Annotated in this window: 21 protein-coding genes and 2 pseudogenes; 13 read left to right on the top strand and 10 right to left on the bottom strand. The window is 62.8% G+C overall.

Translation table 11 applies throughout. The features are described 5' to 3' along the window. Positions 1-150: 150 nt before the first annotated feature. The 3 genes from rho to hemE all read right to left on the bottom strand — a co-directional run bounded on the left by rho (position 151) and on the right by hemE (position 3158). A complete protein-coding gene (gene rho / locus ASD99_RS12115; protein WP_082525387.1) occupies positions 151-1416 on the bottom strand; it encodes a transcription termination factor Rho in 1266 nt (421 codons plus the stop codon). Positions 1417-1590: 174 nt separating this feature from the next. After that, on the bottom strand, positions 1591-2127 hold the full coding sequence (hemJ, locus tag ASD99_RS12110) for a protoporphyrinogen oxidase HemJ (protein ID WP_057143804.1): 537 nt from the start codon (positions 2125-2127) through the stop codon (positions 1591-1593). Then, positions 2127-3158 carry a uroporphyrinogen decarboxylase gene (gene hemE / locus ASD99_RS12105; protein WP_057143803.1) on the bottom strand — a complete coding sequence of 344 codons (1032 nt, stop codon included), beginning with the start codon at positions 3156-3158 and terminating at the stop codon, positions 2127-2129. Before hemE ends, hemJ begins: the two co-directional genes overlap by 1 nt. A 405-nt stretch (positions 3159-3563) precedes the next feature. Between hemE and ASD99_RS12100 the strand changes: the two genes are divergently transcribed. From ASD99_RS12100 to ASD99_RS33295, 6 genes are all read left to right on the top strand, one after another. Continuing rightward, positions 3564-4385, top strand: a complete 822-nt coding sequence (locus ASD99_RS12100; protein WP_056585540.1) for a pyruvate, water dikinase regulatory protein — start codon at positions 3564-3566, stop codon at positions 4383-4385. Between the two features lie 359 nt (positions 4386-4744). After that, a complete protein-coding gene (locus tag ASD99_RS12095) occupies positions 4745-5344 on the top strand; it encodes a Maf-like protein (protein ID WP_057143802.1) in 600 nt (199 codons plus the stop codon). Continuing rightward, positions 5337-6179: a shikimate dehydrogenase gene (locus tag ASD99_RS12090; protein ID WP_056585536.1), complete on the top strand. Its 843-nt coding sequence runs from the start codon at positions 5337-5339 to the stop codon at positions 6177-6179. Before ASD99_RS12095 ends, ASD99_RS12090 begins: the two co-directional genes overlap by 8 nt. Further along, positions 6176-6781, top strand: coding sequence for a dephospho-CoA kinase (coaE, locus tag ASD99_RS12085; RefSeq protein ID WP_056585534.1), 606 nt, complete (start codon positions 6176-6178; stop codon positions 6779-6781). The genes ASD99_RS12090 and coaE overlap by 4 nt, the downstream gene beginning before the upstream one ends. A gap of 177 nt (positions 6782-6958) precedes the next feature. Next, positions 6959-7663 carry a DNA polymerase III subunit epsilon gene (gene dnaQ / locus ASD99_RS12080; protein ID WP_057143801.1) on the top strand — a complete coding sequence of 235 codons (705 nt, stop codon included), beginning with the start codon at positions 6959-6961 and terminating at the stop codon, positions 7661-7663. A gap of 161 nt (positions 7664-7824) precedes the next feature. After that, positions 7825-8100: a GIY-YIG nuclease family protein gene (locus ASD99_RS33295; protein ID WP_156388979.1), complete on the top strand. Its 276-nt coding sequence runs from the start codon at positions 7825-7827 to the stop codon at positions 8098-8100. On the opposite strand, the gene secB is transcribed toward ASD99_RS33295, so the two are convergent. After that, positions 8070-8570 (bottom strand): protein-export chaperone SecB, encoded by a 501-nt coding sequence (gene secB / locus ASD99_RS12075; protein WP_056585530.1) that lies wholly within the window; start codon positions 8568-8570, stop codon positions 8070-8072. The genes ASD99_RS33295 and secB overlap by 31 nt on opposite strands. A gap of 131 nt (positions 8571-8701) precedes the next feature. Further along, the gene (locus ASD99_RS12070) at positions 8702-9202 is read right to left on the bottom strand and encodes an FxsA family protein (protein WP_082525386.1); all 501 of its coding nucleotides are present in this window, start codon (positions 9200-9202) and stop codon (positions 8702-8704) included. 199 nt (positions 9203-9401) lie between these two features. On the opposite strand from ASD99_RS12070, the gene ASD99_RS12065 reads away from it, so the two are divergent. From ASD99_RS12065 to ASD99_RS12050, 4 genes are read left to right on the top strand one after another with little or no spacing between them, the layout of a single operon-like run. Next, positions 9402-10106 carry a Tim44/TimA family putative adaptor protein gene (locus tag ASD99_RS12065; RefSeq protein ID WP_056585526.1) on the top strand — a complete coding sequence of 235 codons (705 nt, stop codon included), beginning with the start codon at positions 9402-9404 and terminating at the stop codon, positions 10104-10106. A gap of 24 nt (positions 10107-10130) precedes the next feature. Then, the gene (locus ASD99_RS12060; protein ID WP_057143800.1) at positions 10131-11255 is read left to right on the top strand and encodes a murein transglycosylase A; all 1125 of its coding nucleotides are present in this window, start codon (positions 10131-10133) and stop codon (positions 11253-11255) included. Beyond that, positions 11252-11797 carry a Smr/MutS family protein gene (locus ASD99_RS12055; protein WP_057143799.1) on the top strand — a complete coding sequence of 182 codons (546 nt, stop codon included), beginning with the start codon at positions 11252-11254 and terminating at the stop codon, positions 11795-11797. Before ASD99_RS12060 ends, ASD99_RS12055 begins: the two co-directional genes overlap by 4 nt. 25 nt (positions 11798-11822) lie before the next feature. After that, on the top strand, positions 11823-12191 hold the full coding sequence (locus ASD99_RS12050) for a helix-turn-helix domain-containing protein (protein ID WP_056585520.1): 369 nt from the start codon (positions 11823-11825) through the stop codon (positions 12189-12191). A gap of 180 nt (positions 12192-12371) precedes the next feature. Here ASD99_RS12050 and ASD99_RS12045 read toward each other — a convergent pair whose 3' ends face one another. From ASD99_RS12045 to ASD99_RS12030, 4 genes are all read right to left on the bottom strand, one after another. After that, positions 12372-12608 carry a hypothetical protein gene (locus ASD99_RS12045; protein WP_056585518.1) on the bottom strand — a complete coding sequence of 79 codons (237 nt, stop codon included), beginning with the start codon at positions 12606-12608 and terminating at the stop codon, positions 12372-12374. Positions 12609-12941: 333 nt separating this feature from the next. Continuing rightward, positions 12942-13559 carry a transglutaminase-like cysteine peptidase gene (locus tag ASD99_RS12040; RefSeq protein ID WP_056585516.1) on the bottom strand — a complete coding sequence of 206 codons (618 nt, stop codon included), beginning with the start codon at positions 13557-13559 and terminating at the stop codon, positions 12942-12944. Positions 13560-13806: 247 nt separating this feature from the next. After that, the gene (locus ASD99_RS12035) at positions 13807-15084 is read right to left on the bottom strand and encodes a polyhydroxyalkanoate depolymerase (RefSeq protein WP_057143798.1); all 1278 of its coding nucleotides are present in this window, start codon (positions 15082-15084) and stop codon (positions 13807-13809) included. Positions 15085-15376: 292 nt separating this feature from the next. Beyond that, a complete protein-coding gene (locus ASD99_RS12030; RefSeq protein WP_056585512.1) occupies positions 15377-15736 on the bottom strand; it encodes a septal ring lytic transglycosylase RlpA family protein in 360 nt (119 codons plus the stop codon). A 309-nt stretch (positions 15737-16045) separates the two neighbouring features. Between ASD99_RS12030 and ASD99_RS34075 the strand changes: the two genes are divergently transcribed. Next, the gene (locus tag ASD99_RS34075; protein WP_164482288.1) at positions 16046-16222 is read left to right on the top strand and encodes a hypothetical protein; all 177 of its coding nucleotides are present in this window, start codon (positions 16046-16048) and stop codon (positions 16220-16222) included. A gap of 196 nt (positions 16223-16418) precedes the next feature. Here the strand turns inward: ASD99_RS34075 and ASD99_RS12025 are convergent. After that, positions 16419-16658: pseudogene (locus ASD99_RS12025) on the bottom strand (ABC transporter ATP-binding protein); the annotation flags it as partial. Positions 16659-17069: 411 nt separating this feature from the next. On the opposite strand from ASD99_RS12025, the pseudogene ASD99_RS12020 reads away from it, so the two are divergent. Together ASD99_RS12020 and ASD99_RS12015 are read left to right on the top strand one after the other, a co-directional pair. After that, positions 17070-17405 (top strand): annotated as a pseudogene (locus ASD99_RS12020) (RrF2 family transcriptional regulator); the annotation flags it as partial. Positions 17406-17427: 22 nt separating this feature from the next. Further along, a complete protein-coding gene (locus ASD99_RS12015; protein WP_056585505.1) occupies positions 17428-18762 on the top strand; it encodes an FAD/NAD(P)-binding protein in 1335 nt (444 codons plus the stop codon). The last annotated feature ends 36 nt before the right edge of the window (positions 18763-18798 follow it).

Raw genomic sequence — 18798 nt, 5'->3', positions numbered from 1 at the left:
CGCCAGCCTTGCATGAAGGCGAAATCATCTGCCCCCGCATACGGCCGCTCGATACCAAGAAAGCGACTTGCCACAGGGTCATGAAAAACCCCATCCCGGTTTCCCGGAATGGGGTTTCAATGCATAGGCCGGAAAGTCTCGGCCTGGCCGTTACGTGTTCATCGAATCGAAGAAATCCGCATTGGTCTTGGTCTGCTTCAGCTTGTCGATCAGGAACTCGATCGCGTCGGTGGTTCCCATCGGCGCCAGGATGCGGCGCAGCACGAAGATTTTCTGCAGGTCCTGGCGGGGGACCAGCAGGTCTTCCTTGCGGGTGCCGGACTTGAGGATATCCATGGCCGGATAGATGCGCTTGTCGGCCACCTTGCGGTCGAGCACGATTTCCGAATTGCCGGTGCCCTTGAACTCTTCGAAAATGACTTCGTCCATGCGACTGCCCGTATCGATCAGCGCGGTGGCGATGATGGTCAGCGAACCGCCTTCCTCGATGTTACGGGCGGCGCCGAAGAAGCGCTTCGGGCGCTGCAGTGCGTTGGCGTCGACACCGCCGGTCAGCACCTTGCCGGAGGACGGCACCACTGTGTTGTAGGCGCGGCCGAGGCGGGTGATCGAATCGAGCAGGATGACGACGTCGCGGCCATGTTCGACCAGGCGCTTGGCCTTCTCGATGACCATTTCGGCGACCTGCACGTGGCGCACCGCCGGCTCGTCGAAGGTCGAGGAGACGACCTCGCCCTTCACCGAGCGCTGCATGTCGGTCACTTCTTCCGGCCGCTCGTCGATCAGAAGCACGATCAGATAGCATTCGGGATGGTTGGTGGTGATCGAATGGGCGATGTTCTGCAACAGCACCGTTTTGCCGGTGCGCGGCTGCGCCACGATCAGCGCGCGCTGCCCCTTGCCGAGCGGTGCCACCAGGTCGATGACGCGGGCCGAGATGTCCTTGGAGGTCGGAACCTCCATTTCCATCTTCAGGCGCGAGGTCGGATAGAGCGGCGTCAGATTGTCGAAATGGATCTTGTGGCGGATCTTTTCGGGATCGTCGAAATTGATCGTGTTGACCTTGAGCAGCGCGAAATAACGCTCGCCCTCTTTCGGGCTGCGGATCGGCCCTTCGACCGTGTCGCCGGTCTTCAGCGAAAAGCGCCGGATCTGCGACGGCGAAATATAAATGTCGTCGGGACCTGGCAGATAGTTTGCGTTGGCAGAGCGCAGGAAACCAAAACCGTCCTGCAGCACCTCGACCACGCCGTCGCCGATGATCTCGACGTCCTGCGCGGCCAGTTTCTTCAGGATCGCGAACATCAGCTCCTGCTTGCGCATGACGCTGGCGTTTTCGACCTCGAGCGATTCGGCGTAAGCGATCAGCTCTGGTGGTTTCTTGTTTTTGAACTCGGCGAGTTTCATTTCTTGCATAGACGGACCTTGAATAGATGGAGTCTGGGTAAGCTTTGGGAAAATATCGGCGGGATGCGACAAATGCCGGGCGCGGCCGAAAGCAATGAGGGGCGGCGCATGACGGGAAGGAAGACCCGTCTTTTATCGTCGGTCGGGGGAAAGAGCAAGCTGCGTTTTGCGGCCCAGACAGGCCTAGAACGGCTTGACGACAACCAGGATCACGATTGCTATCATCAGCAATGTGGGGATCTCGTTGACCATTCGCCAGTGCCTGGCGGGCTTTTCATTGCGATCCTCGGCGAATTTGCGCACCGCGCCGGCCAGATAGCCGTGAACGGCGGACAGCAAAAGCACCGCGCCGATCTTGGCGTGCAGCCAGCCGCCCTCGAAACCAAAGCCCTTCCAGGCCAGCCACAGGCCGAACACCCAGGCGACGATCATCGCCGGATTAATGATGCCGCGCAGCAGGCGCCGCTCCATCACCTTGAAGGTCTCCGACTGCACCGAGCCTTTCTCGGCATCGGCGTGGTAGACCAGGAGCCGCGGCAGATAGAGCATGCCGGCCATCCACGAGATGACGGCGAGGATGTGGATCGCCTTGGCCCACGGATAAAAATTGTCGGGCGCGGCGAAATACAAAAGCGCGGTGAGAACGACCAGCACGGCGATACTGATCGTCATGCGCATCATCGCCTGGCCAGTGCTGTTCGTGTTGTTCATCTGAGCCATCAGCGTGTCGCGCTCCGTACCTGTTTCACCATCGCCTCGACATGGGCGATCGGCGTCTCCGGCGTGATGCCGTGGCCGAGATTGAAAATCAGCGGTCCGTCTCCCAGCGCTCTCAGGATCGCCTCGATGCCATCGGACAATGCCTTGCCGCCAGCCACGAGGCGCAAGGGATCGAGGTTGCCCTGAACCGCACCTGAGCGCTGCAACTCCTTCGCCGCCTCCAGGGGCACCGTCCAGTCGATCCCCAGACCCGTCACACCGGTCCTCTGGCGATAGGTCTGGTAGCGCGCGCCGGCACCCTTGGGAAAACCGATGATCGGCACATCGGGATGGACGGCTCGAACCTGGCGCACGATCTCGGCCACCGGCTGGACGCAGAACAGGTCGAAAGAAGCGTCATCGAGCACGCCGGACCAGGAATCGAAAATCTGCACCACATCCGCACCCGCCTCGATCTGGCGGATGAGGTAGGCGGCCGAATGATCGGCAAGCACTTTCAGCAGGTGCTGGAATGCCGCCGGCTCGCGATAGGCGAACAGCCGCGCCGGCGCCTGGTCGGGCGTGCCATGGCCGGCAATCATGTAGGTCGCCACCGTCCACGGTGCGCCGCAGAAGCCGATCAGGGTCGTCTCGTCCGGAAGTTTTGCCCGCAAGCGGCGAACCGTCTCATAGACTGGTTCGAGATTCACGTGAAACACCTTGCCTTCCAGAGCCAGAATCTCCGGCACCGTGATCGGCGTCAGCAGCGGTCCTCGCCCCTCTTCGAAGCGGACATCGCGGCCAAGCGCATGCGGAACGACAAGGATATCGGAAAACAGGATCGAGGCATCGAAGCCGAAGCGCTCGATCGGCTGCAAGGTCACCTCGACGGCAAGGTCGGGATCATAGCAGAGATCGAGGAACGACCCGGCTCGCCTGCGCGTTTCACGGTACTCCGGCAGATAGCGCCCCGCCTGTCGCATCATCCAGAGCGGAGGCGGAAAATGAGCCTTGCCCTTCAGGACGTCCAGCATGATCCGGTTCTGGGGCATCGAGCGCTCGCTTCTCCCAGCCTCTTCTATAATCAAAGATTCTTATATCTAAGATTCTTCTGATTCTAAGAGTCTGTTGGTTCTGGTGGTTGCCACCTGTCCCGCTTTGCCCCGGAAAACACCAGCCAACATATTGTCGCGTGTTTCTTTTTCCAAACTGCAGGGTTCTGGGGACGGACAGGAATCCGTCACTGGAGTCAAAACGTTACGAGACGCCTGGAAATACCCGCCCTGTGGACAGACGAAAGGCAAAGGAAGCCGTCCCCAAACTTGTCCCCAGCCGCCCGACGAAGCTGACAGCGCATCGAATTGTGGACAAACTGGCATCTGATACAGTCGCCTCCGATCGCCCCGTCTTTTCATCCCGCTTTATCCACAGAAGCCCACAGCCCCAGGTGACCCCCTGTGAACAAACCCCAGAGCTTCTTCCACCTGCACCTGATTTCCGACGCGACCGGCGAAACGCTGCTCGCCGCCGGCCGGGCGGCTTCGGCGCAGTACAAGAATGCGCGCGCCATCGAGCACATCTATCCGCTCATCCGCACCGAAAAGCAGGTGGCGAAAGTGTTCGAGGACATCGAGGAGGAGCCGGGCATCATCCTCTATACGGTCGTTGACCAGAAGCTGGCGCGCGGCATCGACGAACGCTGCGCGACCATGGGCCTGCCCTGTGTGTCGGTGCTGGAGCCTGTGCTGACCGTGTTCCAGTCCTATCTCGGCACTCCGGCCGGCCGTCGCGTCGGCGCCCAGCATGTGCTCGATGCCGAATATTTCCGTCGCATCGACGCGCTCAATTTCACCATGGACCATGATGACGGCCAGCTGCCGCTCAATATGGACGATGCCGATGTCGTGCTGATCGGCATTTCGCGCACGTCGAAGACGCCGACCAGCATCTATCTCGCCAACCGAGGCATCAAGACCGCCAACATCCCGATCGTGCTCGGCGTGCCGGTGCCGGAAAGCCTGGTCAACGCCAGCAAGCCGCTGATCGTTGGGCTGATCGCCACCGCCGAGCGCATCTCGCACGTCCGGCAAAACCGCATCCTCGGCAACAGCAGCTCGTACGAGGCGACAGACTATGTCGACCGCGCCGCCATCACCGAAGAGCTCGCCTACGCCCGCCAGATCTGCACGCGCCACGGCTGGCCGATGATCGACGTCAGCCGTCGCTCGATCGAGGAAACGGCGGCGGCCATCGTTGCCCTACGGGGGAAGAACAGATAATTGGAGCCGTGCGGCGCGTCGCCAACGCCCACCGCTGCAAAGCTCGAAGTTCACGGCATGGATCCTAGGGTCTGCGCAGCGTCGCTTCGCTCCTTGCTTCGCCCTAGGATGACGAAGGGACGATTGTCTCGGCCAATTTCGAAGGTTTGCGATTGCCACCAGCCTCACTTTGACGACGCGGATGCCAAATCCGACATCCGCGATTGGCCAAAAAGCCACCACGCCTTCGTCATCCTAGGGCGGAGCAGGAGCGAAGCGACGTTGCGGAGACCCTAGGATCCGTGCCGTGACGATGGTCGAAGGTGCAGCGGAGCCAGAATCTCAACAACGGTTAGACAATTGATCAGGCGCTTAGAATCATGACCGAAAAACTCATCCTCGCTTCCGGCAGTCCGTTCCGCAAGGCGATGCTCGTCAGTGCTGGTGTCGATGTCGAAGCCGTCCCGGCTGACGTCGACGAGCGGGCGCTCGAGTCGCCCTTGCAGGGCAGCGGTGTCTCGCCCGAGGATGTTGCCCTGGTGCTGGCCGAGGCCAAGGCCAGCGAAGTCAGCGAGCGCCGGCCGGGCGCGCTGGTGCTTGGCTGCGACCAGACGCTGTCGCTCGGCGACGAGGTGTTCCACAAGCCGGCCGACATGGAAGGCGCGCGCCGTCATCTCCTGGCGCTGTCGGGCAAGACCCATCAGTTGAACAGCGCCGCGGTGCTGGTCCGCGACGGACAGGTGCTGTGGCGGCATGTCGGCATCGCTGGCATGACCATGCGCAAGCTCGACCCGGCCTTCATCGGTCGCCACCTCGCCCGCGTCGGCGCCAAAGCGTTGTCGAGCGTAGGCGCCTACCAGATCGAAGGCGAAGGCATTCAATTGTTCGAGAAAATCGAAGGCGATCATTTCACCATTGTCGGCCTGCCGCTTTTGCCGCTGCTGGCCGAACTGCGAACACTGGGAGCGATCGATGGCTGAAGCGTCGAAGAAAGCGTTCGTCACCGGCCATCCGGTCAAGCACTCGCGCTCGCCGAAGATCCATGGCCACTGGCTGGCCAGACACGGCATCGACGGCAGCTACCAGGCCATTGATGTCGCGCCAGAAAACTTTGCCGATTTCGTGAAGACGCTGCGGGCCAAAGGCTACCGCGGCGGCAACGTCACCATCCCGCACAAGGAGGCGGCCTTCGCGCTGGCCGAGCGCCGCGACCAGGCGGCGCAGGAGATCGGCGCCGTCAACACGCTGTGGTTCGAGGACGGCATCTTGTGGGGCGGCAACACCGACGCGCACGGCTTTGCCGCCAACCTCGACGATTATGCGCCGGGCTGGGCAAGCAAGGGCCCGGCGGTGGTGCTCGGCGCCGGCGGTGCGTCGCGCGCGGTCATCCATGCGCTGAAGGAGCGTGGCGTTGCCGACATCCGCATCGTCAACCGCACGCTGGCCCGGGCTGTGGAATTGCGCGATCGTTTCGGCGCCGGCATTTCGGCGCATGGCATGGCCGCGACCAACGAACTGCTTGGCGATGCCGGCCTGCTGGTCAACACCACCGCGCTCGGCATGCATGGCAATGAAGGCCTGTCGGCCGATCCTGCCTTGCTGCCGGACCACGCCATCGTCACCGACATCGTCTATGTGCCGCTGGAAACGCCGCTGCTTGCGGCGGCCCGCGCGAGAAAGCTGAAGACGGTCGACGGCCTCGGCATGCTGCTGCATCAGGCCGTGCCCGGCTTCGAACGATGGTTCGGTGTCAGGCCGCGAGTTACAGCTGAACTCCGGGCGATCATCGTTGCCGATCTGGTGCCGAAGCCATGATCGTGCTTGGCCTCACAGGCTCCATAGGCATGGGCAAGTCGACGACGGCCAAGATGTTCGCCGAAGCCGGTGTGCCGGTTCATGATTCCGACGAGGCGGTGCATCGCCTCTATGCCGGCAAGGCAGCACCCCTGGTGGAAATGGCCTTTCCCGGCACCACATTTGCCGGGGTGGTCGATCGCGCAAAGCTTGGCACTCGTGTGCTCGGCGATGCCGCCGCTCTGAAGCGGCTCGAGGCGGTCATCCATCCGCTGGTGCGCGCCGACGCCGATGCCTTTCTGGCTAAGCATCGTAAATCAGGCGAACCGATAGCCGTCCTCGATATTCCCCTGCTGTTCGAAACCGGCGGCCGCAACCGCGTCGACAAGGTCGTCGTCGTCACCGCGCCGGCCGAGATCCAGCGAGAGCGCGTGCTGGCGCGGCCGGGCATGACGGAAGAAAAACTGGCTTCGATCCTGGCCAGGCAGGTGCCGGACGCTGAAAAGCGCCGCCAAGCCGATTTCATCGTCGACACCGGCCAGGGGTTCGACGCCGCCCGCGCGGCGGTCAAAGCCATCATTGCCGAACTCTCCGGGGATAAGCCCGGCAAGGCAGGCTCCTGACACTACAGCGCCGCGCGTCCGTTTGGACGCGCAAAGGACGCTGTAGCACTTTGATTTTGCGCATGTCCTTTCCGAAAATCGGTACCGATTTTCGGGGACATGCGGCAGGCCGTCAGCATTGCCCATTGCCATTTTGTTCCGGTCTCATGATTCTGCTCCTTTGGAGCGACTGATTCGATGCGTGAGATCATCTTCGACACGGAAACCACCGGCCTCGATTCGCGCGATGACCGCGTGATCGAGCTGGGTGGCGTCGAGCTGGTCAATCGTTTCCCGACCGGAAAGACCTTCCACCACTACATCAACCCGCAAGGGCGCGCGATCCATGCCGAGGCGCAGGCCGTGCACGGCATCAGCGCGGCGGACCTCGCGGGCAAGCCGACCTTTGCCGAAATCGTCGAGGAGTGGCTGGCTTTCACCGACGGCGCCAAGCTGGTCGCCCACAACGCCACCTTCGATATCGGTTTCCTCAATGTCGAATTCGGCCGGCTCGGTCACCCCGTCATCGACAATGGCCTTGTCGTCGACACGCTGGCGCTGGCGCGCCGCAAGCATCCAATGGGTCCCAATTCGCTCGACGCGCTCTGCCGGCGCTACGGCATCGACAACACAAGGCGCACCAAGCACGGCGCCCTGCTCGATTCCGAACTGCTGGCCGAGGTCTATATCGAGCTGATCGGCGGCAAGCAGGCGGCCCTCGTCCTCGACAGCGCCACCGCGCCGGCCAGGGGCAACGAAAATGTCCGCCAGATCGAAATCGTGGTCAGCCAGCGGCCGGCACCCTTGCCGTCGCGCCTCACCGACGCCGAGCGCGACGCGCATGCCGGCATGGTCGCGACGCTGGGGGAAAAGGCGTTTTGGCTGAAGGTTGCGACGGGGTGACGGCAAACTGCCAGCCGAAAACCTTCGCGTCTTCGTCATCCTAGGGCGGAGCAAGGAGCGAAGCGACGCGGCGCAGACCCTAGGATCCATGCCGTGAAGTCTGCCGAAGAATGCAGCGGATCAGGACGTTCTCCCGACGCATTGCACGGTAGCCCTAATCTATGACCGGCTATGTCTACATGACCGCAAGCCAGAAGCGCGGCACCATCTATATAGGCGTCACCAATGATCTCGGCCGCCGCATGCCGGAGCACAAATCTGGCGAGGGTTCGGGTTTCACCGCCGCCACGGCGTGCAACGGCTGGTCTTGTATGATAGACCGGGAGGCGGAACTGGCCCCACGACTCTCCAAAACAAAAAAACCCGGCGCGAGGCCGGGCTTTTCACAATCCGTGGCTGGCAGGCCTCAGCTCACCTTGACCTTCGACGCCGCCTGATCCTCCGCCAGCTTCTGCTGGAACATCTGCGCGAAATCGATCGGGTCGAGCATCAGCGGTGGGAAGCCGCCATTGCGGGTTGCCTCGGCGATGATCTGCCGGGCGAACGGGAACAAAAGGCGCGGGCATTCGATGAACAGGATCGGCAGCATGTGTTCCTGCGGGAAGCCGCTGATCGCGAACACGCCGCCATAGACCAGCTCGACATTGAACAGCACTTCCTGGTCGAACGACGCCTTGGCGTTCAGCGTCAGGTTGACGTCGAACTGCTTGTCGGAGAGCGGGTTGGCGTTGACGTTGACGTTGATGGCGATGCCGGGCGCCTTGTCGCGGCCGCGCAGCGAATTCGGGGCGCCGGGGCTTTCGAAGGATAGGTCCTTCACATATTGCGCCAGCACGTTGAGCGACGGCTGCGCCGCATTGCCGTTTCCGTTGGCTGCGCCGACCGGCGCGTCATCTTTGCTGGCCATAAGCCTTGTCCTCTTGCCTGGGCAGCGTCGCTGACCGAATTGAAATCGGGCGTTCGCTACCATGGCGGGGATGACAAGACAAGGTTTGCCGCCTTGCTTCCCGGGCCTGGGGATGTAGAAGGGCCGGCGCCCTAATCGTCCTTCAGGCGGCGCCAGGGCGAGTTGTGGTCCGGACCGCGCTTCAGATCGTCCTCGCGCGAATAGTCGCCGTTTTCGAGGTCGATGACCTTATCGCGCTGGCGGCCGCGAAAACCATCGGTCGAGAAATTGGTGGCGACGACAATGCGGCCCTTGAACCGGCTCCAGGCAAAGTCGCGCACCGGCGGCAGGAACAGCAGCAGGCCGATGATGTCGGTGATGAAGCCGGGGATGATCAGGAGGATCGCCGCAACCACGATCATGGCGCCGTGCGCAAGGTGGCGGCTGGGGTTCTGGCCGGCGGCCATCTCGGTGCGGATGCGGGCCATCACGCCAAAGCCCTGATACCGAAGCAAAAGCACGCCGGCGATGCTCGAGGCCAGCACAAGGCCGACCGTCGCCAGCGCGCCGATCTCACGGCCGACGATGACGAAACCGGCGATTTCCAGCAGCGGAAGCGCGAGGAGAAAGAAGGGAAGCAGCGAAATGCGCAAGTCTTGACCGATCGTTTCGATTGTTTTGGCCGCCAGCGAGCAATCGCCGCTGGCCCTGAGGCTGTTACATAGGTATGCCTGCCTTTGATTTGAATGATTGCGCCTTGCGTTCTATATGCTTTGAATGTTGAACGCTATGCGACCGTCGCCTTACTGGGCGGGCGGTCCGGCCACGGGCAGGGATTGATTGGCGGAAGATATGGGATTCTTCGACTTCGGCACGATTTTCTTCCTGATTGCGGCGGTGGTCATCTTTTTCCAGCTGCGCAATGTGCTGGGCCGTCGCACTGGCAGCGAACGGCCGCCCTTCGATCCCTATACGGCTGCCCGCGCCGACAAGGATGCCGCGCAGAAATCCGAAAATGTCGTTTCGCTGCCGCGCAAGCGTCCGCCGGGCGAACCGGCGGCCGACACCTATGCGGCGATCGACGCCTTCGCCAAGCCCGACACCGACCTCAACAAGGGCCTGCGCACGATCAAGGACAACGACCCGTCCTTCGAGCCGAAGGGTTTTGTCGACGGCGCCAAGATGGCTTACGAGATGATCGTCATGGCCTATGCCGACGGCGACCGCAAAACGCTGAAGAACCTGTTGTCGCGCGAGGTCTATGACGGCTTTGTCGCGGCCATTGGCGAGCGCGAGGCCAAGGCGGAAAAGATCCAGTCCTCTTTCGTCGGCATCGACAAGGCCGACATCGTCTCGGCCGAGATGAAGGGTGGCGAGGCGCATGTCACGCTGCGCATCATCAGCGAGCTGATCTCGGCGACCCGCGACAAGGCCGGGGCCGTCATCGACGGCGACCCGGAAACCGTGGCCGAGGTCAAGGATGTCTGGACCTTCGCCCGCGACACCCGCTCGCGCGATCCGAACTGGAAGCTCGTCGCCACCGAGGAAGAAGACTAGTTCGGAACACGCGGCGAGGCTCCGGTGTCGCTATCGCCTCTCTTTGTCGAAAAATCTTTCGCTGACCTCCCTGGCTGGGAGGAGGACGACCATTTGGCGGCTTTCGCTGCCTTTCGCCGCTCGGCCTTTCATGTCCTGACCAAACCCTATCGCAGCGGTGCGCTCGGCGTCGACTTCGACGCCTTTGCCGAAGCCTATGCCGAGGCCCGCATTGTTTCGCCGGCGAATCGGTCGCCATTTCTGGATCGGAAGGAAGCCCGGGCCTTCTTCGAGCGCCATTTTGTCCCGGCGCTTGTCCGCGCCGCGACTGGCGGCGCCGGCCTCGTCACCGGCTTCTACGAACCCGTGGTCGAAGCCTCGCCGGTGCGAACGGACCGCTTTTCGGTGCCGCTGCTGTCACGTCCGGCCGATCTCGTCGATATCGACGACGCCAACCGGCCGTCTGGAATGGATTCGTATCTCGCCTTCGCGCGGCAGGCGCCGGACGGCACGGTCGAATATTTCGATCGCGGCGAGATCGAGCGCGGGGCGCTTGCCGGCAGGGGCCTGGAAATCGCCTGGCTGGCCGACAAGGTCGATGCCTTCTTCATTCACGTGCAGGGTGCCGCACGCCTCGCCATGACCGACGGCCGGCTTGCCCGCGTCACCTATGCCGCCAAATCCGGCCAGCGCTTTACCGGGCCTGGCAAGATCCTGAGCGAGATTGGCGAAATCCCGCTGGCGGAGGTGACGATGCAGTCGATCCGCGCCTGGTTCAAGGCGCATCCCGATCGCGTCGACGAGATCCTGTGGCGGAACCGCTCCTACATCTTCTTCCGCGAGGCAGCGGTCGATGATGCGGCCCTCGGTCCGATAGCCGCCGCCAAGGTGCCGCTGACGCCGGGCCGCTCCATTGCCGTCGACCGCCTGCTGCACACATTCGGCACGCCTTTCTACATTGACGCACCGACGCTCACCGCTTTCGACGCAAAGCCGTTCCGGCGCCTGATGATCGCGCAGGACACCGGCTCGGCCATCACCGGGCCGGAGCGCGGAGATCTCTTTGCCGGTTCCGGCGATGCCGCCGGCGAGATCGCTGGTGTGGTCCGCAATGCGGCCGATTTTTATGCGCTGATGCCGCGCGCGCTCGTTCCGGGTGCGAATCGATGACCCGGCGCCCAGACAGACTCAGCGAAGCGAAACTGAGCGAGGACGACCGGGTTCTGTGGAACCTGGTCGCGCGCACGGCCAAGCCGCTCAAGGGAAGGATCGCCGGCGACGTCCCCGAAATTGCTGCCGAGGCCAGGCCAGGTCAGTCGCAGCCGGTGCTGGCTGCTGCCAATGCCGCAGGGATCGCAAAGCCGAAGGCTCAGCATGTCACGCACCGCCTCGACGAGCCGACGCTGGACAAACTGTCGAAAGGCCGGCTGCCGATCGAGGGCCGCGTCGACCTGCACGGCATGACGCAGGACGAGGCCTATTCGCTGCTGTTCTCATTCCTGCACCGAGCGCATGCCGGCGGCATCCGCTATGTCCTGGTCATTACCGGCAAGGGCTCGTCCTCCGGTGGCGATGGCGTGTTGCGGCGCGCGGTACCCGCCTGGCTGTCGACGCCCGCCTTCCGGCCGCTTGTCTCCAGCCACGACCATGCCGCCCGCAACCATGGTGGTTCAGGCGCCCTTTATATCCGGCTGCGGCGACTGCGGTCGTGAGGGCTCAAGCCGGAAGGCCGGGCGCATGACCCCGTTCGGCGAGAAGTTGCGAGCGCTACGGGGCGAACGCGGTGTCAGCCAGAAGGACATGGCGGCCGCAATCGGCGTCAGCGCCGCCTATCTGTCGGCGCTCGAGCATGGCAGGCGCGGTGCGCCGACGTGGACGCTGATCCAGAAGATCATCGGCTATTTCAACATCATCTGGGACGATGCCGAGGAGCTGGCGCGGCTGGCCGAAGCCTCACATCCGCGGGTCAGGCTCGACACGTCGGGTCTTTCCCCCGCCGCCACCGAGCTCGCCAATCTCCTGGCCGAGAACATCGAAAAGCTCGACGAGGCGGAGCTTCGCCGCATCACCGCATCGATCCGCGCGGCGCTCGGCCGACGGCCGTAGAGCAATTCCAGGAAGAGTGTGAAACGGTTTTCCCGGGAAAAGCGCATAGCGCTTTCCCTTGGGAATTGCGTCAAAACAAGGAGTCTGGATCAGACGGTTTGCGCAATAGGGCGCGAGCCCGCTACTGGCGCCGGCGTTCGCTTCACTTGAAGAGCCCGCCGGCGGTCAACAGTGATGAGATCATTTCTTGCCAGCCGTGCCGCCATTATTTCCCCGGCCGCCATTGTCGTTGTGGTCGTGGCCATTGTTTCCGCCGCCCAGGCAGCTCGAGTCGCCGGCCCCGCAACAGCGGCCGCTCCACAAATCATTGGTCTGCGATGTGGCGCAGCTTGTAACGGTCTGATCGGCCAAGGCGGGTCCGGCCAAAGCCGATACCGCCACGGCGGCGAGGAAGGCATTTCGCAAAAGTGCGGTCATCTGAAGTCTCCATGATTGGTTACCGTCTACGGCCATGTGTCGCTGGCCGGGAGGAAATGGTTCACGGAGAAAAATCGCTCTCGTCATCCACGGGCGGAGCGGAAGCGAAGCGGACGCGCAGACCCGAGGATCCATGCCGCGAATTACCAGCGTCGCGGCGGTGCAAAGGATTTGGAGATGCCGGCATGATGATCGCTGGCGCCTGTACCTGCGCCGCAGCGTTCTTCATCTGACTCACGGCATGGATCCCAGGGTCTTTGCGACGGAGCTCCGCTCCTGCTCCGCCCTGGGATGACGAAGCGTTGGATGCCAGGCAGCCGCCGTTGCTGATGCCTACTGGACCGCGCCGACCAGCACCTGCTGGCCACCGCGGATCGAGACCCAGCGGCCGGTGTTGTCGACCGCCTGCCGCTTGAGGAAGCGGTAGCCGGTCGCGTCCCATGGCTTGACCTTGTCGGTCAGATTGTCGAGCACATAGTCGCCCTTGTCGGTGCGCACCGTGAGCACCGCATGGCCCTCGCCGTCGGGCTTGCGCACCACGGTGATCAGAAGATCGGCAAGCGAGATGCTCATGCGCGAAAGCTGGCGCCGCTTTTCCAGCACGTAGTCCTCGCAATCGCCGACGTCCTTGTCGGGATAGGCCCAGACTTCGTCCTTGCCGTAGATGTCCATGTCGCTCATCGGCTTGACGGCGGCGTTGACCCTGGCGGTGACATTGAGAAGCTTGCGCATCAACCCGTCGGTCATCGGGGCCGGCGCGAGATTGGTCGGACGGACAGAGCATTCGCCCGGGTTCAGCTTGCAGAAATCATAGTGGCCGATCGGCTGCGAGGTGAGCCCCCCGGTCGCCATCGCTCCTGCCGCCAAAGCCGGTGCCACCCAGCCTCCCGTTACTGCCAGCCCGGCCGCAACATACACGCGCAGCCTTCGCGCCATTGGTGAGGATATCATTGTCCCCGCTCGCCCTTTGTTATTAACGAAAGGTTAAGGGGGATTTACAGTCCGTGTCAATTACGACGACGGTCGGATTGTCGGCATGGTTACCCGGGGGGCAGCACCGCGTCTATTGTGCAACAGAATCGGCCAGCCGGCCGGTTTTTGCCGGATTGGCGCCGTTAAGCCTTGTTCCAGGCACGTCATTTCTCAAAATCGCTACGCCCTCGGGTCGGCCCGAGGCCATGCTTTTGGGCGATGCGCATTATCTTTTGGCGGTACGGACAAGCTTCGGCTTCACCGCGACACGCTCCTGGCGGCCATAGCTGGTGATGAAGTCGACGATGCGCGGCACGATCTCGGAGCGGAAACGCGAGCCGTTGAATACGCCGTAATGGCCGACCGCCGGCTGCATGTAGTGGGCATGCCGCTCAGCAGGAATGTTGGGGCACAGATCATGCGCCGCCTTGGTCTGGCCAAGGCCGGAAATGTCGTCATTCTCGCCCTCGACCGTGAACAGCGCGACGTTGCGGATCGCCGACGGATCGATCCTGGTGCCGCGATGCGTCATCTCGCCCTTGGGCAAGGCCTGGCGCACGAAGACGGTGTCGACCGTCTGCAGGTAGAACTCCGCCGTCAGGTCCATGACCGCCAGATACTCGTCGTAGAAATCGCGGTGCTTCTCGGCATTGTCGCCATCATGCTTCACCAGGTGCATGAAGAAGTCCTTGTGGGCGATGATGTGGCGGTCGAGGTTCATGCTCATGAAGCCGGAAAGCTGCAGGAAGCCTGGATAGACCTCGCGGCCGAAGCCCGGTACCGGCCAGGGCGCATTCATGACGACATTGTCGCGGAACCAGTCGATGCCCTTTTCCTGCGCCAGCAAATTGACCGCGGTCGGATTGCTGCGGGTGTCGATCGGCCCGCCCATCAAGGTCATCGTGGAGGGCACGAAGGGATCGCCCTTCGTTTCCATCAGCGCCACGGCGGCCAGCACCGGCACGGAAGGCTGGCACACCGCCATCACATGCGTGTCGGGTCCGAGCGCATGCAGCATGTCGATGACGTAGTCGACATAGTCGTCGAGATCGAAACTGCCGTCGGCCAGCGGCACCATGCGGGCATCGACCCAGTCGGTGATGTGCACGTCGGCATGGGGCAGCATGGCTTCCACCGTGCCGCGCAGCAGCGTCGCATAGTGGCCCGACATCGGCGCCACGATCAAAAGCTTCGGATCCGGCCTGCGCCCGGCAGGAATGGCGCGTTCAAAGCGGACGACTTTGCAGAACGGCTTCGACCAGACGGTCCTTTCGGTGACCTCGACGCTCTTCCAGTCGACCACTGTCTTGTCGAGGCCGAAGGTCGGCTTGCCGTAGCGGCGCGTGGTGCGCTCGAACAATTCGGCGGTCGCCGCGACCGAACGGCCCCAGGGCGTATGGGAAAACGGATTGAGCGGATTGGTGTAGAACAGCCGCACCGAGTCGGCATAGAGACGCGCCGGCTGCAAGGCAGCGTGGTTCATTTCATAGAGCTGGTAGAACATCGAGAACCCCGCTGCTGCCTGCGACCGAAGGGACGACGAGCAGCGCCGAGCCTTGAATGTCTCGCGGCGAAGTTAACAACTAATTGCTGCGATGCAATACGTCACGCGGCGTGACCAATGTTTCTTTGGGTCAAGGCACTGGGAATCGGCCCTGAACGGCGCCAGCCGGCTCAGTGTGCGGCTGCGAAATGTGTAAGTAATGTGTCCGGCCCCTCTTGCCGGACACTCGACCATGATCCCGAGAAGTGGATTCCGGTTTTCGGCAGAGATCATGGTCCAGGAAATAGTCGCATCAGACGCGCGCCATGCACACGGCGGTGTGGCCGGAGCCGATGAAGCCGAGCTGGCCGGCCGCACCCTTCGACAGGTCGAGCACGCGACCCTTGATGAACGGGCCGCGATCGTTGATGCGCACGATGACGCTGCGACCGTTGTTCTTGTTGGTGACCCTGAGCTTGGTGCCGAAGGGCAAAGTGCGGTGGGCGGCGGTCATCGCCGACGGGTTCATGCGCTCGCCCGATGCGGTCTTGGAGTGCAGGGCATACCACGAGGCACGGCCGCACTGGGCGGCGGCGGTTGCCGAAGAAGCGCCGACCATTAGGCCAGCAGCGATCGTTACCGCGACAAGCACGGTCTGTTTTGAGTTCTTCATGTTGAGGGATGGCTCCGTTCTTTGACAGACCCCAGCCGTTAGGTGCCAAATAAGGCAGGAAATGCGGCAATGATCTGGCGGTTCCGTGGCAGCGGCACACGTTTAGAGTCATTGGGTAACAGTCTGTCAGGGATTTTCCGGCAAGAAGAGATCAATTGATGATGATCTTCGCGCCGATATCCGGAATTTGTTTGACAAGATCGAGCATAGATATCCAAGTAAATGTCGACGCAATCGCGCCACTTCCTTTGGCTCTTTCATCGCGGCCATGGCGCCGCAATCGATCGACTTCGAAAGCGAGATCCGGCAATGAGACTGACCAAAAATCTGCTGGCGTTGATTGTGCTTGCCATCGGCGCGCTGTGGTCGCTGCAAGGCATCGGCGTGATTGGCGGCAGCTTCATGACCGGCCAGTCGCAATGGCTCTATATCGGCATCGTCACCATGCTGGTTGGCCTGGTGGGGCTGGTCTGGGCGAACCGGTAGGGTGTGAGCTTCGATGAAAGGTCGACCCCTACTCCGTCGAGCTTCGCTCGACACCTCTACCCCGTTCGACGGGGGAGAGGAAAGGCGCGAGCTCATGCGCTGGCGATCCGACGCGCGGCCAGCGCCTTGCTTTGCCCATACGTGACGAAGCAGGGGGAAGCCTCGGCCAACTCCGAATGCCTTGTCCCCGACAGACCTACCCGAACAGCCGATCCAGTATCTTGCCCTCCACGCGGGCAAGCTCGACCGAACCGCGCCGCCGCGGCCGTTCGACGGGCACATCCAGATCAAGCGCGATTTTGCCGGCGCTGATCACCACGACCCGGTCGGCGAGCGCAACCGCCTCGGCGACATCATGCGTGACCAGCACTGTGGTGAACTTCTGCGCCAGCCAGATGCGTTCCAGCAATTGCTGCATCTCGATGCGGGTCAAGGCAACTGCCCGCAGGACAAAGAGACGCGAAGGTTCGCTGCATCGCCAAGCCACCCGCGAACGAGAATTCCCCCTCTGGACCCCCGCCAGGCAAATCCATGCCTCAAACAGGTGCGGATTTGAAAATGCGTTCCGCGTGTTTGGGGGTAAGTATAGTAATCTTATCGATATGAGGGAGTTTGAGCCGGCGATGAGCGGTCACCACATCACCATGATAGCTCGCGGCATGGATCGGCTTTTGCCGTCGCGTGAGTCGATGCAAGCTACATCCGGCTCTGGAGGACCATTTGCCATCCCGCTGCCATCAAAGCGCATTTTTGCGCTCTCAAGGGCACAGAGGCCCGACAAAACGGCTACTGCGGCTTGAAAACGAAGTAAAATCAACAGTCTTCGGCTTGTACATTATGACGCTAGCTGCGCAATGCCGGTTTCGTCCAGAGCCGCAAGGGCAAGGATGGTGGCTATCGCCTGGCGCGCCCTGCCGACGAGATCAAGGTCGGCCATGTCGTGCGCGTCCTCGACGGACCGCTGGCGCCGATCCCTTGCGCCAGCCGCACCCAATACCAGCGCTGTGAAGATTGCGACGAGGCGACATGCCAAGTCCGACATCTGATGCTCGAGGTTCGGCAGGCGATCGCCGAGGTGCTCGATCAGCGCAGCCTCGCCGAAATGCGCGACATGGTCCTCGACGACCTTTCGGTCGCGAGGGACATCGACGACCTGCCGGTCGCCATGAAGGTCCAGGCCTGAGTCTGGCACTGCTGGTGCGCGCATGACCGGGCGCGCCAACTCGATCATCATTGTCGGCGGCGGCGCCAGCGGCGTCGTGCTGGCCGCACATCTCCTGAAATCGACCAATCCCGACCTGCGCGTCACGCTGATCGAAAAGCGCCCGCATTTCGGCCAGGGCATCGCCTATTCGACGCTGCTGTCGGCACATGTGCTGAACGTCAGCGCCGCCGGCATGAGCGCCTATGCCGACGATCCCGGTAATTTCTGGCGCTGGCTGCTGGAGCGCGGCTTTGCAACCCCCGAACAGGCACCGGTCTACGCGCCACGCAGCATCTATGCCCGTTACCTCGGCGAGTTGCTGGACGATCTGGAAGCGCGGGAAAAGCAGACAGGGCGGCTTCGCCTGGTCCGCGAGGAAAGCCTCTCGATCACCCCCACAGCGTCCGGCGTCGAGGTGGCGCTGGCCAACGGCACCAGCGTGGTTGCGCATCTGGCCGTGCTGGCTACCGGTCATGACGAGGAGCCGGCGCAAGGCCATGCCATCAGGATGGGCTCGGAAGCCGATACAGCGCTTGATCCCGACAGAAGCGTCATGGTGCTCGGCACCGGCCTCAGCATGGTCGACGCGTTCCTGGCGCTGGAACAGCGCGGCCATCGCGGCGACATCATCGCGGTGTCGCGGCGTGGCCTGCTGCCCTCGCCGCATCGCAAGGGCAATCCGATCAAGCTCGACGTCGCCGACATTCCGCTCGGCACCCAATTGTCCTATTTCGTCGGCTGGTTCCGCGACCTGATCAAGGAGAACCAGAAGGCCGGCATCGACTGGCGCGACGTCGTCGACGGCCTGCGGCCGTTCAACCAGAAGATCTGGCAGAACTGGCCCGCTTCCGCCAAGCGCCGCTTTGTCGAACACACCAAGGCCTGGTGGGACATCCACCGCCATCGCATGGCGCCCGAGGTCTACGCCCGCGTCACGGAGGCCGTCCAATCCGGCCGCATCCGCCTGGTCGCCGGGCGCGTCGTCGACATCGCCAAGGGTGGTGAATTCACCGTCCAGGTCCAGTCACGCCACACCCAGCGCCTCGAGACCTTCGAGGTCGCCCGCATCTACGATTGCTCGGGCATCGTCAGGGACATCTCGACCTCGTCGAACAGCGTCGTGCGCTCGCTGGTCGATCGCGGCCTGGCCCGGCCGGACCCGCTGCGCATCGGCCTCGACGTCTCGGCCAATTGCGAGACCATCGCCAGCGATGGCGCGGTTTCCGCCAAGATCCTCGCCGTCGGCCCGCTGACGCGCGGCACCTTTTTCGAGATCGACGCTATTCCCGATATCCGGGTGCAGTGTGCCAGGCTGAGCAAGCAGCTGCTGGGGTGAAGCGGTTGCAGGGGGCGTGCCCCACTGACCGGGCCA

The sequence above is a fragment of the Mesorhizobium sp. Root695 genome, assembly GCF_001428185.1.
GTDB lineage: Bacteria > Pseudomonadota > Alphaproteobacteria > Rhizobiales > Rhizobiaceae > Mesorhizobium.
Note: the sequence above shows the minus strand (reverse complement) of the source record. Positions and strands in the feature narration are given on the sequence as shown.